At 64.5% G+C, this 13,625-nt stretch carries 12 protein-coding genes and 1 pseudogene; 9 read left to right on the top strand and 4 right to left on the bottom strand.

The annotated features are described in order from the left end of the window. Nucleotides 1–257: 257 nt before the first annotated feature. From NKI99_RS30060 to NKI99_RS30075, 4 genes are all read right to left on the bottom strand, one after another. On the bottom strand, nucleotides 258–1,454 hold the full coding sequence (locus tag NKI99_RS30060; RefSeq protein WP_352613170.1) for a trans-sulfuration enzyme family protein: 1,197 nt from the start codon (nucleotides 1,452–1,454) through the stop codon (nucleotides 258–260). Beyond that, on the bottom strand, nucleotides 1,451–2,872 hold the full coding sequence (locus NKI99_RS30065; RefSeq protein WP_352613171.1) for a pyridoxal-phosphate dependent enzyme: 1,422 nt from the start codon (nucleotides 2,870–2,872) through the stop codon (nucleotides 1,451–1,453). Before NKI99_RS30065 ends, NKI99_RS30060 begins: the two co-directional genes overlap by 4 nt. Before the next feature lie 360 nt (nucleotides 2,873–3,232). Next, on the bottom strand, nucleotides 3,233–4,567 hold the full coding sequence (locus tag NKI99_RS30070; protein WP_352613173.1) for an FAD/NAD(P)-binding protein: 1,335 nt from the start codon (nucleotides 4,565–4,567) through the stop codon (nucleotides 3,233–3,235). A 31-nt stretch (nucleotides 4,568–4,598) separates the two neighbouring features. After that, entirely contained in the window at nucleotides 4,599–5,075 is a 477-nt protein-coding gene (locus tag NKI99_RS30075; protein WP_352613175.1) for an RrF2 family transcriptional regulator, read from the bottom strand. Between the two features lie 909 nt (nucleotides 5,076–5,984). Here NKI99_RS30075 and tauA point away from each other — a divergent pair. From tauA to NKI99_RS30120, 9 genes and pseudogenes are all read left to right on the top strand, one after another. Then, the gene (gene tauA / locus NKI99_RS30080) at nucleotides 5,985–6,998 is read left to right on the top strand and encodes a taurine ABC transporter substrate-binding protein (protein WP_352613177.1); all 1,014 of its coding nucleotides are present in this window, start codon (nucleotides 5,985–5,987) and stop codon (nucleotides 6,996–6,998) included. A 125-nt stretch (nucleotides 6,999–7,123) separates the two neighbouring features. Beyond that, on the top strand, nucleotides 7,124–7,915 hold the full coding sequence (locus NKI99_RS30085) for a taurine ABC transporter ATP-binding protein (protein ID WP_023813438.1): 792 nt from the start codon (nucleotides 7,124–7,126) through the stop codon (nucleotides 7,913–7,915). Further along, nucleotides 7,912–8,763, top strand: a complete 852-nt coding sequence (locus tag NKI99_RS30090; protein WP_352613179.1) for an ABC transporter permease subunit — start codon at nucleotides 7,912–7,914, stop codon at nucleotides 8,761–8,763. The genes NKI99_RS30085 and NKI99_RS30090 overlap by 4 nt, the downstream gene beginning before the upstream one ends. Nucleotides 8,764–8,792: 29 nt before the next feature. Beyond that, nucleotides 8,793–8,978 (top strand): hypothetical protein, encoded by a 186-nt coding sequence (locus tag NKI99_RS30095; protein WP_013528709.1) that lies wholly within the window; start codon nucleotides 8,793–8,795, stop codon nucleotides 8,976–8,978. A gap of 182 nt (nucleotides 8,979–9,160) precedes the next feature. Beyond that, a pseudogene (locus NKI99_RS30100) lies at nucleotides 9,161–9,443 on the top strand (GIY-YIG nuclease family protein); the annotation flags it as partial. Between the two features lie 260 nt (nucleotides 9,444–9,703). Next, complete coding sequence (locus NKI99_RS30105; protein ID WP_352613181.1) at nucleotides 9,704–10,675, top strand: sulfonate ABC transporter substrate-binding protein; 972 nt, start codon at nucleotides 9,704–9,706, stop codon at nucleotides 10,673–10,675. 91 nt (nucleotides 10,676–10,766) lie between these two features. Beyond that, complete coding sequence (gene ssuD / locus NKI99_RS30110; protein ID WP_352613188.1) at nucleotides 10,767–11,930, top strand: FMNH2-dependent alkanesulfonate monooxygenase; 1,164 nt, start codon at nucleotides 10,767–10,769, stop codon at nucleotides 11,928–11,930. Further along, nucleotides 11,927–12,703 carry an ABC transporter permease subunit gene (locus NKI99_RS30115; RefSeq protein WP_352613182.1) on the top strand — a complete coding sequence of 259 codons (777 nt, stop codon included), beginning with the start codon at nucleotides 11,927–11,929 and terminating at the stop codon, nucleotides 12,701–12,703. The genes ssuD and NKI99_RS30115 overlap by 4 nt, the downstream gene beginning before the upstream one ends. Before the next feature lie 10 nt (nucleotides 12,704–12,713). Further along, nucleotides 12,714–13,505 (top strand): ATP-binding cassette domain-containing protein, encoded by a 792-nt coding sequence (locus NKI99_RS30120; protein WP_127268050.1) that lies wholly within the window; start codon nucleotides 12,714–12,716, stop codon nucleotides 13,503–13,505. Nucleotides 13,506–13,625 lie beyond the last annotated feature (120 nt).

Below are 13,625 nucleotides of genomic sequence, written 5' to 3' on the forward strand. Positions count from 1 at the left end.
TCAACGGGGCGATGACCGGCGCAAGACTGCGGTTGCTTTCACCGCCACCGCGGCGAAGAAGTTTTGTCTGATGTCGGCGGGACAGCACCCCCCTCTGGCCTGCCGGCCATCTCCCCCGCAAGGAGGGAGATTGGCAGCTTCGATGGCGCCGCTCGTCTTGCAACGTTCGAGATTAGCGAAAGCGGAAGTGACATCTGATCTCCCCACTAGAGGGGGAGATGTCCGGCAGGACAGAGGGGGGTGTGAAGGATCGCTGCCTATCCCCCCAGCGCCTGATCCAGATCCGCGATCAGATCGTCGCCATCCTCGATCCCCGCCGACAATCTTACCAGCGAATCCGATATGCCGATCTCGGCCCGCTTCTCGGCCGGAATGGACCCATGCGTCATCAGCGCCGGATGCTCGATCAGGCTTTCCACCCCGCCGAGGCTTTCGGCGAGCGTGAACAGTTGCGTGCGTTCGAGGAACTTTTTGGTGCCGGCAAGGTCACGGTCGAGCACGGCTGTGATCATGCCGCCGAAGGCGTGCATCTGCTGGACGGCGACGGCGTGCTGCGGGTGGCTGGCGAGGCCGGGATAGATGACGCGGCGGACGTCGCGGCGCGCTTCCAGCCATTGCGCGATCTTGAGGCCATTGGCGGAATGACGCTCCATCCTGAGCGCCAGCGTCTTGAGGCCGCGCAGGGCGAGAAAACTGTCGAACGGGCCTGAAATGGCGCCGATGGCGTTCTGCAAGAATTTCAGCTGGGCGGCGAGCTCCTTGTTGTCGCCGACCACGGCGACGCCGCCGACCATGTCGGAATGGCCGTTGAGATATTTGGTCGTCGAATGCACCACGATGTCGATGCCGAGCTCCAGCGGCCGCTGAATATAGGGGCTGCAGAAGGTGTTGTCGGCGACCGTCAGAATCCCCTTGCGCCTGGCGAGTGCGGCGACGCCTTCGAGGTCGACGATGCGCAGCAGCGGGTTGGTCGGCGTCTCGACCCACAGCATTTTTGTCTCGGGCCGGATCGCCGCCTCGACGGCAGCGAGGTCGGTGAAGTCGACGAACGAGACCTGCAGATTGGCCGAGCGTTTGCGCACCCGCTCCATCAGCCGGAACGAGCCGCCATAGATGTCGTCGGTGGCGACGATGTGGGCGCCGGAATCGAGCAGCTCCAGCACGGTGGCGATCGCCGCCAGGCCGGAGGCGAAGGCAAAGGCGGCCGAGCCGCTTTCGAGATCGGCCACGGCGCGCTCGAAGGCAAAGCGCGTCGGGTTCTGGCTGCGGGCATATTCAAAGCCCTTGTGAACGCCGGGCGACTGCTGGGCAAAGGTCGAGGTGGCGTAGATCGGCACCATCACCGCGCCTGTCAGCGGGTCGTGGCTCTGGCCGCCATGGATGGTGCGCGTCGAAAAGGCCAGACGGTTCTTGCCGGCTGAAGATGGGCTGGCTGGCGGAGTATTGCTGGTCATCGTGCGCGCCTCAGATGGTTGATCAGGTCGATGCGGGTTATCAGGCCGACGAATTCGTCGCCGTCGAAGATGATGGCGACCTCGTTGCGGTCGAACACCGGCAGCAGCGCATCCAGCGTCTGGCTGGCCTGCAGCGTGTGCAGATTGGAGGTCATGGCCGTGCGCACCGGGCCGTTGAAGCGCTCCCAGCGGCCGTCATAGGGGCCGTCGACATGAGCAAGAATATCGCTTTCGTCGACGATGCCGACGAGCTTGCCATTGTCGAGCACCGGCAGCTGCGAGACATCGGAACGGCGCATGCGGCCATAGGCGTTGAGCAGGCTTTCGTCCGGGCCGACATAGACGGTGTCGCCGGTGCGGTGCGAGCGCATCACCAGGTCGCGCAGATCGCCATGCTGCTCGTGCTCGGCCAGCCCCTGCTCGGCCAGCCAGAAATCGTCGAACACTTTCGACAGATACTTGTTGCCGCTGTCGCAGACGAAGGTGACGACGCGTTTCGGCACCGTCTGCTCGCGGCAATAGCGCAGCGCGGCGGACAAAAGCGTGCCTGAGGACGAGCCGGCGAGGATGCCTTCCTTGGACAAGAGGTCGCGGACCGCCAGCATGCTCTGCTTGTCGGGGATGGAATAGGCCTTCTTGACCAGCGACAGGTCGGCATTGGGCGGCACGAAATCCTCGCCGATGCCTTCCACCGTCCAGCTGCCGGCCTCTTCCATCTTGCCGGTCTTGATCAGCGGCGCCAGCACCGAGCCGACCGGATCGGCCAGCACCATTTCGGTCTTCGACGACACCTTGGCGAAGTAACGGCCAAGCCCGGTCAGCGTGCCGCCGGAGCCGACGCCGACGACCACGGCATCGACGTCACCGTCGAGCTGCGAAAAGATCTCCGGGCCGGTGGTGGTTTCATGCGCCAGCGGATTGGCCGGGTTGGCGAACTGGTTGGCATAGAAGGCGCCGGGCGTTTCCGCTGCGATCTTCTCGGCCATGTCCTGGTAATATTCGGCATGGCCCTTGCCGACATCGGACCGCGTCATGCGCACTTCGGCGCCGAGCGCGCGCAGATGCTGGATCTTTTCGCGCGACATCTTGTCGGGCACGACCAACACGATGCGGTAGCCCTTGGGGATGCCGACCTGGGCGAGGCCGAGGCCGGTATTGCCGGCGGTCGCCTCGACAATGGTGCCGCCACGCCTGAGCTTGCCCTGCTTTTCAGCCGCGGCGATCATCGACAGCGCGATGCGGTCCTTGATCGAGCCGCCGGGGTTCTGGCTTTCGAGCTTGATGAACAGCCGGCACTTGCCGGTGTCGAATTTGGTCAGCTCGACCACCGGCGTCTGGCCGATCAGGTCGAGAACCGACGCATAGGGCGGACGCAGGCGGGACAATTCGTCGGCTGCGGCGATCTCGTGCTCGCTCATATCGATGCTCCATGACCAAGCGACCGCCTCGAGGCAGAGCGGCAGCGTATCCTCTTTTCCAGCCCTTTGCAGTCGGAAAGAAGATAGATCGTGCCAATCAACCGGCCAGATGCGGAATGAAATTCCGGGTTGTGGCTGTGGTCTCAAACAAAACGCTACCGCAGCACTCCGTCACACCCCCCTCTGGCCTGCCGGCCATCTCCCCCGCAAGGGGGAAGATCGGATGTCGCCGCCGGTTTCGCCAATCTCCAACGCTGAAGAGAACGTGCCAAAAGTGAAGCTGCCAATCTCCCCCCTTGCGGGGGAGATGTCCGGCAGGACAGAGGGGGGTGCTGTCCCGCCGGCATCAAAGGTCCTGCTTCAACCCAGAAGCTGCTTGCTCAGCCTCGCACACTGCACGCGGATATCCGGAATGGCGTCGATCTCGAAGAAGGTGCCGCGCGTCAGCGGGCCGACGGCGAGGATCTTGGCCGAGACGGTTCCGTCGCCGGCGATGATCTCGCATTTGGCCGATACATCGAGGCCGATGCGCAGCGGATCCGGCCGTGCCAGGCCGCGGTCGACCAGCGAGCGCACGACGCTGTTCGACGAGGTCGAGATGTCCCTGACGATACCAGAGCAATCATAGATGCGGGCGACCTCGAAGGTCTCGAGGCGCTGCGTGTGGCGCGACTGGACCTGGACGGTGAATTCGCCGTTGCGCGCGATGTCGACGACGCGGCCGGCGACCAGGCGGATGCGGCCGGACCGCACGGCTTCGGTGACGCGGGCGTAGACCTCGGGCGCCATGCGATGGCGGTGGATGTCCCACCAGGCCTTGGTGTGCTCGACGAAGCGGCGCTTGGCGGAAGCCGGCCAGTTCTGCCAGATCTTCTGGTTGAACGGCCGCAGGCCGTCGACGACGTCGCGCCAGTCGATGCCGGCCTTCTGGTTTTCCTTGATCAGGTCGCGGAACCAGCCGACGAAATAGGAGAGCTGCGTGCCGAGCGGAATGTCGGCGACGTCGAGCTTGATCGGATTGCCCTTACGATGCGGCGAGGGCAGCAGGCCGCGCCTGGATACCGCGATGATGTCGCCGCGATGGCCGCGCTGCTCGAGCGCCAGGAAGGCATCGACCATGCTGAGGCCGGTGCCCAGCACCATGACGCCGGCGTCGGGGGGAAGTGCTGTGTCGGCTTCCGATCCCATCCTGATGGCATGGCCCTGCGCCGGCTCCTCGTCGTGGCCGGTGGCCAGCACGGCGAGATGCGCAACGACGCTGGTGCCGTTGGCCAGCGCCACTTCGACACCGGATGCGGTGGGCGTGATCGAGAGGCTTTCCTCGCGGATCAGCCGAAGCCGCCCGGTCTGCTTTTCGCGCGCCTGCAGCTCGTCGAGCAATTCGCCGAGGTAACGGGCATAGATGCTGCGCGGCGCATAGAAGGGCGCCTGCTCGGCCGTTGCCAGGCCGCGCTCCTGCAGCCAGCGCCAGAAATTGCCGGGATCGTCGGCATAGGCGCTCATGCCGGCGGCGCTGACATTCAAGACATGCGCCGAGAGCAGCGTCGAATAGGCGATGCCCTGGCCGAAATGCGGGCGCCTTTCGATCAGCGTGACGCGCAGGTCGGGATTGGGCGACTTCAGGAGATGCGCGGCCAGCACGACGCCGCTGGCGCCGCCGCCGACAATGATGATGGAGTTGGCACGCCCGGTCATAGGCATGCCTTCGCTCTGCGCAGCGCCAGTGTCAGGCCTGGACCTTCACCGCGACCGGCAGGTCGTCGATGCGCTTCGCGACCGATAGGTCGTCGAGGACGATGTCGCGCATTTCCGCGAGGCTGCGCTGATCGAGCACCTCGGCGATCGCCTGCCGGACCTCGAGCATCAGGTGTCGGACTTGGCATGTCGCCTCGTTGCAATCTTCACAGCGCTGGTACTGGGTGCGGCTGGCGCAGGGGATCGGCGCCAGCGGACCGTCGAGGACGCGCACGACATGGCCGACCTTGATCTCGTCGGCGGGGCGCGCCAGGCGATAGCCGCCATCCTTGCCCTTGCGGCTCTGGACGAAGCCGGCATTGCGCAACTCGCCCAGGATGGCGTCGAGAAATTTCTTCGGGATGTTGTTGCCGGTGGCGACGTCGTTGACGAAGGCAAGCTGCCCGGCCGGCAATCGCGCGAGATGGACGAGCGCCTTGAGGCCGTACTTGCCCTTTTTCGTGAGCATGAGATCAAAATTTCTCTGTCATGCGACGGCGTGGAACCATCGGTTGCAAAACACCTGGCGTGCGTTGCCGCCGCGTCCAAGCCCGCATGACACATAAATTCTAGTGACATGATGTACAAGCCGAGAACTGTTGATTTTGCTTCGTTTTCAAGCCGCTTTGGCCATTTTAGCCCGACCTTGTGCCCTCGAAAGCACAAAAATGCCCTTTAAGAGCAGTGGGATGGCAAAATGGTCCTCCAGGGCAGGATGTGGTCGGCATCGACTGACGCGACGGCGAAAGCCGATCCATGCCGCGAGCGATCATGGTGATGTGGTGGCCGCTCATTGCCGACTCCAACTCTCTCATGTCGATAATAATACTATACTTATGCTGGAGCACTGTGGAAGGTGTTTTCGAATCCATGGCTTTTTTGGGTATGGATTTGCCTGACAGGGGCAAGACTAGGAATTCTCGTTCGCGATCGAGGTCATGCCATTCCTTCGAGCGTTGGTGCGTGCAGAACCTTGCCGGACGCTGGCAGGACAGCACCCCCCTCTGCCCTGCCGGGCATCTCCCCCGCAAGGGGGGAGATTGGCAGATCCACCGTAGGTTCAACACCTGCAACGATGGCGATTGGCGAAAGCCGGGATGACAGCGATCTCCCTCCTTGCGGGGGAGATGGCCGGCAGGCCAGAGGGGGTGCTGTCCCGCCGACATCGGAAGACTTCGGACAGTAGCCGAGCCCCCAACGTCACGGCTTGGATCAAGCCAGGAGATCGCTTGCAGCCGCCACATCCGCTTCGCCACCCAGCACCGACAGCTTTTTTCTAACAAGCTCGCCTTGGTTGGAAGGATTTAACTCTACAAGAGCGATAGAATTAGCTGACTATCATAGGGCATTCCGGTTTTTCTCTTTTCAGGAGCCCTTCATGTCCACCATTTCGCGACGCATTATTCTGCTCTCGTCGGCGGCACTGGCCGGTGCGGCCTTCCTCGGCCCGGCCCTTGCCGACGACCTCAAGATCACCATCGGCTATCAAACGGTAGTCGAGCCTTCGAAAGTGCCGCAGGCCGACGGCGCCTATGAAGAGGCGACGAAGGCCACCATCGACTGGCGCAAATTCGATTCCGGCGCCGATGTCATCGCCGCGGTCGCTTCCGGTTCGGTCGATATCGGCTATGTCGGCTCGAGCCCGCTGGCGGCGGCGGCGAGCCGCGAGCTGCCGATCCAGACCATCTTCATCGTCGGCCTGATCGGCGAATCCGAGGCGCTGGTGGCGCGCAACGGCGCCGGCATCGCTGGGGTCGCCGACCTCGCCGGCAAGAAGGTCGCCGTGCCCTTCGTCTCGACGACGCATTACAGCCTGCTCGCCGCGCTGAAGCACGAGGGCGTCGATCCGAAGTCGGTCGAGATCCTCAATCTGCGGCCACCGGAAATCGCGGCGGCCTTTTCCCGCGGCGATATCGACGCGGCCTATGTCTGGGATCCGGCGCTCGGCCAGATCAAGACGACCGGCAAGGTGGTGGTGGATTCCTCGCAGGTCGCCGCCTGGGGCGCGCCGACCTTCGACGCCTGGATCGTGCGCATCGACTTCGCCGAAAAGAACCCTGAGGCAGTGCGCGACTTCGTCAAGGTGACGGGCACCGCCTATGCCGAGTTCCTCGCCAAGCCCGACGCCTGGTCGGTGTCGTCGCCACAGGCGGCCGCGATCGCCAAGATCACCGGCGCCAAGCTGGAAGAGGTGCCGCAGCTGCTCAAGGGCTATGTCTTCCCGACGCTCGAAGAGCAGGCTTCGGACAAGTTCCTCGGCGGCGGCACGGTCAAGGCGGTGGAAGCGACATCCGCCTTCCTCAAGGAGCAAGGCAAGATCGACGCCGTGCTTCCCGATTATTCCAAATACGTGTCGTCGAAATACGTCACCGAGGCGCTTGCCTCGAACTGAACGCCTGACGCCAAACGAACGCGCGCGGATCTTCTTCCCTGACGCCGCGTGCTGCCTGCCCCGGAACCGCTGACGAGGAGCGGTTTCGGGGCAGTCGGATTTGCTTCAAAATCGGCGAGGTATCCATGCCGCATCTCGTGCTCGACCCCCATCTCGTACTGGACAAGGTCTCGATCCACTATGACGGCCAGGCGGAGCCTGCCGTCGAACGGGTGTCGATCGATGTCGCCAAGGGCGATTTCGTCGTGCTGGTGGGCCGTTCCGGCTGCGGCAAGACCTCGCTGCTCAACGTCGCCGCCGGCCTTGTCGCGCCGGCGCGAGGTACGGCTTCCATCGACGGCAAGCCGATCACCGCGCCGGGCTCGGACCGGGCGGTGGTGTTCCAGAACGATGCTTTGTTCCCATGGCTGACGGCGCGCGAAAACGTTGCCTTCGCGCTCAGGCTGCGCGGTGTCAGGCCAGCCGAGCGAGCCCAGCGCGCCGATGAGTTGCTGGCGCTGGTGAAGCTCACCGACGCCGGCGACAAGCGCATCTGGGAGCTTTCCGGCGGCATGCGCCAGCGCGTCGGCCTGGCCCGGGCGCTCGCCGCCGAACCCGAATTCCTGCTGCTCGACGAACCGCTCGGCGCGCTCGATGCGCTGACGCGCGAACGCATGCAGACGACGCTGCTCGATCTGTGGACGGCAAGCGAGGTCGGCGTGCTGATGGTGACGCATGGCATCGAGGAGGCGCTGGTGCTGGCCACCCGCATCGTCGTGCTGGCGCCCGGGCCGGGCCGCGTGGTGCGGACTTTTGAACCCGGCTTCTCCAGGCGCTACGCGTCTGGCGAAGCCATTCGCACGATCAAGGCCGATCCGATTTTTTCCGAAGCCCGCGCGGACTTGACCGATGCGATCTTCGAAGGAGAAGCGGCATGACCGTTACTTCCTACACGGAGCGACCGGGACACAAGATCGACGAGGCCGACGGCCTGTCGGTGCCATGGTCGCGACCCAGCCCCAAGCGTAAAGGCGTTTCGGCCCGCGCGGTCAGCGCTGTCACCATCCTGGTGGTGCTGGCGCTGTCGGCCCGCCTGCAACTGGTGTCGCCAGTGTTTCTGCCATCGCCTGCCGCCGTGTGGAACAAGTTCATCACCGTCGCTCGTGACGGCTTCGTCGATGCAACGCTGCTGCAGCATGCCGTCGCCAGCCTGTGGCGGATATTCGCCGCGCTGGTCGCCGCCATCCTCATCGGCGTGCCGGTTGGGCTCGCCATCGGCATCAGCACGATCGGGCGCGGCATCTTCGATCCGCTGCTGGAATTCCTGCGGCCGATCCCGCCGCTCGCCTACCTGCCGCTGGTCATCATCTGGTTCGGCATCGGCGAGCCGTCGAAGATCCTGGTGATCGCCATTGCCATGCTGGCGCCGGTGGCGCTGTCGACCGCGTCCGGCGTTCGCGGCGTCTCGCAGGAGCGCATCAATGCGGCGCGCTCGCTGGGTGCTACCCAGCGCCAAGTGGTCCGCCACGTCATTCTGCCCAGCGCGCTGCCGTCGATCCTGACCGGACTGCGCATCGCGCTCGGCGCCGGCTGGTCGACGCTGGTCGCCGCCGAACTGGTGGCGGCGACACGCGGGCTTGGCTTCATGATCCAGTCGGCCGCCCAGTTCCTCGTCACCGACGTGGTGGTGATGGGCATATTGGTGATCGCGGCCATCGCCTTCGTGCTCGAATTCACCATCCGCAGGCTCGAACGCGTCCTCGTCCCGTGGGCGGGACGCGAATGATTGGAAACCAGAAGAGCAGGAGAATGACGATGACCCATTCCACCGCCGTGCTGTTCGCCCAAGCCGGTAACTGGCTTCTCGCCTGGACCAGGGAAAGCCAGCCGCTAGAACAGCAACCGAAATCGCCAACGCCGGTCCGCTGGGACGCCGAGCGCGACCGCCTGCCGCCACGCGACGAGAGTTTTTACTGGGCCTGGCAGTATTGGTCGCAGTGAAGGGCGTGGGCACGACTTGTGTCACGAAGACGGCTTAACTTAAGCTTCGTCATCCTAGGGCGAAGCAAGGAGCGAAGCGACGCGGCGCAGACCCTAGGATCCATGCCGTGACGGTGGTCGTAGAATGCGGCGGATCAGAAATGTCGCTTTGCACGCCAACTCACGCGGGCTACCCTTCAACCATGACCGGCTATGCCTACATGACCGCGAGTCAGAAGCGCGGTACGATCTACATCGGTGTCACCAACGACCTCGGCCGCCGCGTACCCGAGCACAAGTCCGGCCAAGGCTCAGGCTTTAAGTCGCTACGGCGTGCAACGCCTTGTCTGGTACGAAGAGTATTTCGACATTACCGACGCCATCCAACGTGAGAAATCACTGAAGCGCTGGCCACGACAATGGAAGATCGAACTGATCGAGAGGGCCAATCCGGAGTGGTTCGAGCTCTTTCGTGGAACCGGCTGGTCGGCGCTCGGTTCCTTGCACCGCCGGAGCATAGCATCACCGTCACGGCATGGATCCCAGGGTCTGCGCCGCGTCGCTTCGCTCCTTGCTTCGCCCTAGAATGACGAAAGCTGGGGCTGCCCGCAGAAAACAAATCCGCTCTTCAAGTCCATCTCGCAAAATTATTCCTCTACTAAATTTATAGAACTACCTAGCCTGATCCATCTTCCAACCGGCGAGGCCATTTCCCGGCGCCGATCCGCAGCGAAGGAGAGGGATCAATGTTCAATCTGACCAAGCCTTTCAATCTGACGAGACGTGTTTTCGGCATCGGCCTGCTGGCGGCTACGGTTGTCCTGTCATCCGGCGCCACAGCGCAGGAGCTGAAGCAGCTCAGCATCGGCTATCAGAAGACCGGCCTGCCGGTGATCGCCAGGCAGCAGCAGGTGATCGAAAAGGCACTTGAAGACAAGGGCGTGACGGTCAAATGGGTCGAGTTCACCGCCGGGCCGCCGCTGGTCGAGGCGCTCAATGTCGGCGCCATCGATGTCGGCTGGACCGGCGACGCACCGCCGATCTTCGGCCAGTCGGCCGGCGCCAACATCGTCTATGCGGCGGCGCTGCCGTCGAATGGCGACGGCGAGGCGATCTTCGTCAAGCCGGCGTCGCCGATCCAGTCGGTCGCCGACCTCAAGGGCAAGCGCGTCGGTGTCGGCAAGGGCACCAGCGCGCATAATCTGCTTGTCGCCGCACTGGAAAAGGCCGGTATTCCGTTCGACCAGATCACGCCGGTGTATCTCAGCCCGGCGGATGCGGCCGCAGCCTTCGCCAGCGACCAGATCGATGCCTGGAGCGTTTGGGATCCGTTCTTCGCCATCGCCGAAACCCGCTACCAGCCGCGTGTGCTGGCCCGCTCCAGCGAGGTGCTCAAGGTCAACACCTACTTCCTCGCCAACAAGGATTTCGCCAAGGCGCACCCCGAAACCATCGCCACGACGATATCGGCCCTTGGCGAGGCGGCGAAATGGGCCGACCAGAACCGAGACAAGGTGGCCGCGGCGCTGCATGATGTGACCGGTGTGCCGCTCGACGCGCAGATCATCGCCGCCAACCGCACCAAGTTCGGCATCTTTCCGATCACCGACGAGATCATCGCCGGCCAGCAGGCCACCGCCGACCGCTTCTATAAGCTCGGGCTGATCCCGAAAGCGGTCCGCATCTCCGACGCGGTGTGGACAGCACCCGGCAACTAACTTGTCCCCTGACGGCGCCGGGTGAGAACGCCCGGCGCCCTTTGCGTTTGCACCCATATCTCCAGGAGATCCGCCCGTGACTGTGCCAGACATGACCGCGCCTGCCAGCACCGCACCGCTCGATTTCTTCTGGTTCATCCCGACGCATGGCGACGGTTCTTATCTCGGCTCCGAGCAGCAGCAGCGGCCGCCCGAATTCGGCTACTTCAAGGAGATCGCGCAGGCGGTCGACCGGCTCGGCTTTCCCGGCGTGCTGCTGCCCACGGGTCAGAACTGCGAGGATTCCTGGATCACCGCGACGGGCCTCGCGACGCTGACCGAAAAGCTGAAGTTTCTCGTTGCGCTGCGGCCGGGCGTCACGCTGCCGACTTTCGCCGCACGCCAGACCGCCGCCCTCGACCGCTTGAGCAATGGCCGCCTGCTGCTCAATGTCGTGGTCGGCGGCAACCCGACCGAGCTCGCCGGCGACGGCGTCTTCCTGCCGCATGACGAGCGCTATGCCCAGGCGCATGAGTTCCTGACCATCTGGCGCGGCCTGGTGTCGGGCCAGCGGGTCAATTTCGACGGCAAATATTACCGCGTCGAGAGTGGCCGCCTCGACCTTCTGCCGCACCAGGAGCGGCCGCCGCTCTATTTCGGCGGGTCGTCGGACGCGGGCCAGGACCTCGCCGCCGACCTCGTCGACATGTATCTGACCTGGGGCGAGCCGCCGGCGCAGGTTGCCGAGAAGCTGGCCGCGGCGCGCGCAAAAGCGGCACTGCGCGGCAGAAAACTGCGTTTCGGCATCAGGCTGCATTTCATCGTCCGCGAGACCGAGGACGAAGCCTGGCGCGCCGCCGACCGGCTGATCAGCCATGTCACCGACGCCCAGATCGAAAATGCGCAGGCGCGCTTCCTCAACCAGATGGATTCGGTCGGCCAGCGCCGTATGGCGCAATTGCATGGCGGACGCCGTGACAGGCTGGTCGTCTCGCCCAATTTGTGGGCCGGTGTCGGGCTGGTGCGCGGCGGCGCCGGCACGGCACTGGTCGGCACGCCGGAACAGATCACTGAGCGCATCCGCGAATACCAGGCGATCGGCATCGATACCATTATCGGCTCCGGCTATCCGCATCTTGAAGAAGCCTACCGTGTCGCCGAGCTTCTGTTTCCAAAACTCGGGCTCGGCAGCAGGCGGCAACGGGCGCATGAGAACATCGCCAACGAATTCTCGGTCGGCTTCCATGGCGCCAACCGCCTGCAGGCTTCGTCATGAGCTTTTCCACGCGCCTGCATAGCAATGCCATCGGCTGGCTGCTGCCGGCGCTGGTTATTGCCGGCTGGGAGATTGCCAGCCGCGCGGGCGTCATGCCCGCCAACGTGCTGCCGGCGCCGAGCGCGGTCGCCGAGGCCTTCTGGCGGCTGACGCTGTCGGGCGAACTGGTCCGCAACATCGGCGTTTCGACCGCGCGCGCCCTTGCCGGCTTTGCCGTCGGCGGCTCGATCGGCTTTGCGCTTGGCCTTGCCAACGGGCTGTCGACGCTCAGCCGCGGCCTGACCGACACGACGCTGCAGATGATCCGCAACATCCCGCACCTGGCGCTGATCCCGCTGGTCATCCTGTGGTTCGGCATCGACGAGGAAGCCAAACTGTTCCTGGTGGCGCTTGGCGTGTTCTTTCCGATCTACGTCAACACGCTGCTCGGCATCCAGAGCGTCGACCCGCAGCTGGTCGAGATGGGCCGCGTCTACGGCATGGACCGACGCGCCCTGTTCTTCCGCGTCATCCTGCCCGGCGCGCTGCCGGCGATCTTCGTCGGCCTGCGGTATGCCCTGGGCATCATGTGGCTGACGCTGATCGTCGCCGAAACCATCTCGGCCAGCTCCGGCCTCGGCTACATGGCCATGCAGGCGCGCGAATTCCTGCTGATCGACGTCGTCGTGCTGTCGATCCTGATCTACGCGCTGCTCGGCAAGCTCGCCGACAGCCTCGCCCGCCTGCTCGAGCGGCTGTCGCTCGGCTGGCATCCGGCCTTCCAGAACGGATGAGAGATTGCCCATGACCGCCGCCAGCCTGACCGCAGCCCGTTCCTTCGTCGCCACGCCGGTGCGGCCGATCGGCTCCGTCGAAGGGCAGCGGGCCTTTGCCTTCAGGCAAGCCGGCAAGCGCTTCGGCGACAAGACCGTGCTCGACGGCATCGACCTGGACGTGCCGGCCGGGCAGTTCCTTGCCGTCATCGGCAAGAGCGGCTGCGGCAAGAGCACGCTTTTGCGGCTTCTGGCCGGGCTCGACCGGCCGACATCGGGATCGCTGACATTCGGCGTCGAAGAGGAAGGACACAGCCGCACGCGCTTCATGTTCCAGGAGCCACGGCTCCTGCCCTGGGCCAGCGTGGTGAAAAACGTCGAGGTCGGGCTGACCGGGATTGCTTCCGGCGCGGAGGCAAGGCAACGCGCGCTCGACATTCTCGGCGAGGTCGGGCTTGCCGATCGGGCCGACGAATGGCCTTCGGTGCTGTCCGGAGGTCAGAAGCAGCGCGTGGCGCTGGCCCGCGCGCTGGTCGGCCACCCGCAGATCCTGGCTCTCGACGAGCCGCTCGGCGCACTCGACGCGCTGACCCGCATCGAGATGCAGCAGCTTCTGGAACGCATCTGGATCGCGCAGAAGTTCACGGCTGTGCTGGTCACGCATGATGTCGCCGAAGCCGTCGCGCTGGCCGATCGGGTCGTGGTGATCAGCGAAGGCCGGATCGCGCTTGATCTGGATGTGCCCGTGGAACGGCCACGGCGGCGTGGTTCGGTCGAGCTTGCGCGGCTTGAGGGCAAGATACTGGACCGGCTGTTCGGGTAGGCTGTCGGGGGCGGCGGCGCAATTGGTGAGCGGCTTCCCCCTCTCCGTCTCGGCTTCGCCGAGCCACCTTGTATCTACACGAGAGAGATTTCGTGGGATTAGAGCGATTGAGCCAAGGTC

Origin of the sequence: Mesorhizobium sp. M0239, assembly GCF_040321815.1 — a bacterium.
GTDB lineage: Bacteria > Pseudomonadota > Alphaproteobacteria > Rhizobiales > Rhizobiaceae > Mesorhizobium.

Excerpts from the sequence above, each read along its gene's own strand:
- NKI99_RS30105 (WP_352613181.1), top strand. The coding sequence starts at position 9,704 with ATGTTCAATCTGACCAAGCCTTTCAATCTGACGAGACGTGTTTTCGGC.
- NKI99_RS30075 (WP_352613175.1), bottom strand. The coding sequence starts at position 5,075 with ATGCTCACGAAAAAGGGCAAGTACGGCCTCAAGGCGCTCGTCCATCTC.
- NKI99_RS30070 (WP_352613173.1), bottom strand. The coding sequence starts at position 4,567 with ATGACCGGGCGTGCCAACTCCATCATCATTGTCGGCGGCGGCGCCAGC.
- NKI99_RS30095 (WP_013528709.1), top strand. The coding sequence starts at position 8,793 with ATGACCCATTCCACCGCCGTGCTGTTCGCCCAAGCCGGTAACTGGCTT.
- NKI99_RS30085 (WP_023813438.1), top strand. The coding sequence starts at position 7,124 with ATGCCGCATCTCGTGCTCGACCCCCATCTCGTACTGGACAAGGTCTCG.
- NKI99_RS30120 (WP_127268050.1), top strand. The coding sequence starts at position 12,714 with ATGACCGCCGCCAGCCTGACCGCAGCCCGTTCCTTCGTCGCCACGCCG.
- tauA (WP_352613177.1), top strand. The coding sequence starts at position 5,985 with ATGTCCACCATTTCGCGACGCATTATTCTGCTCTCGTCGGCGGCACTG.
- NKI99_RS30065 (WP_352613171.1), bottom strand. The coding sequence starts at position 2,872 with ATGAGCGAGCACGAGATCGCCGCAGCCGACGAATTGTCCCGCCTGCGT.
- ssuD (WP_352613188.1), top strand. The coding sequence starts at position 10,767 with ATGACCGCGCCTGCCAGCACCGCACCGCTCGATTTCTTCTGGTTCATC.
- NKI99_RS30060 (WP_352613170.1), bottom strand. The coding sequence starts at position 1,454 with ATGACCAGCAATACTCCGCCAGCCAGCCCATCTTCAGCCGGCAAGAAC.
- NKI99_RS30090 (WP_352613179.1), top strand. The coding sequence starts at position 7,912 with ATGACCGTTACTTCCTACACGGAGCGACCGGGACACAAGATCGACGAG.
- NKI99_RS30115 (WP_352613182.1), top strand. The coding sequence starts at position 11,927 with ATGAGCTTTTCCACGCGCCTGCATAGCAATGCCATCGGCTGGCTGCTG.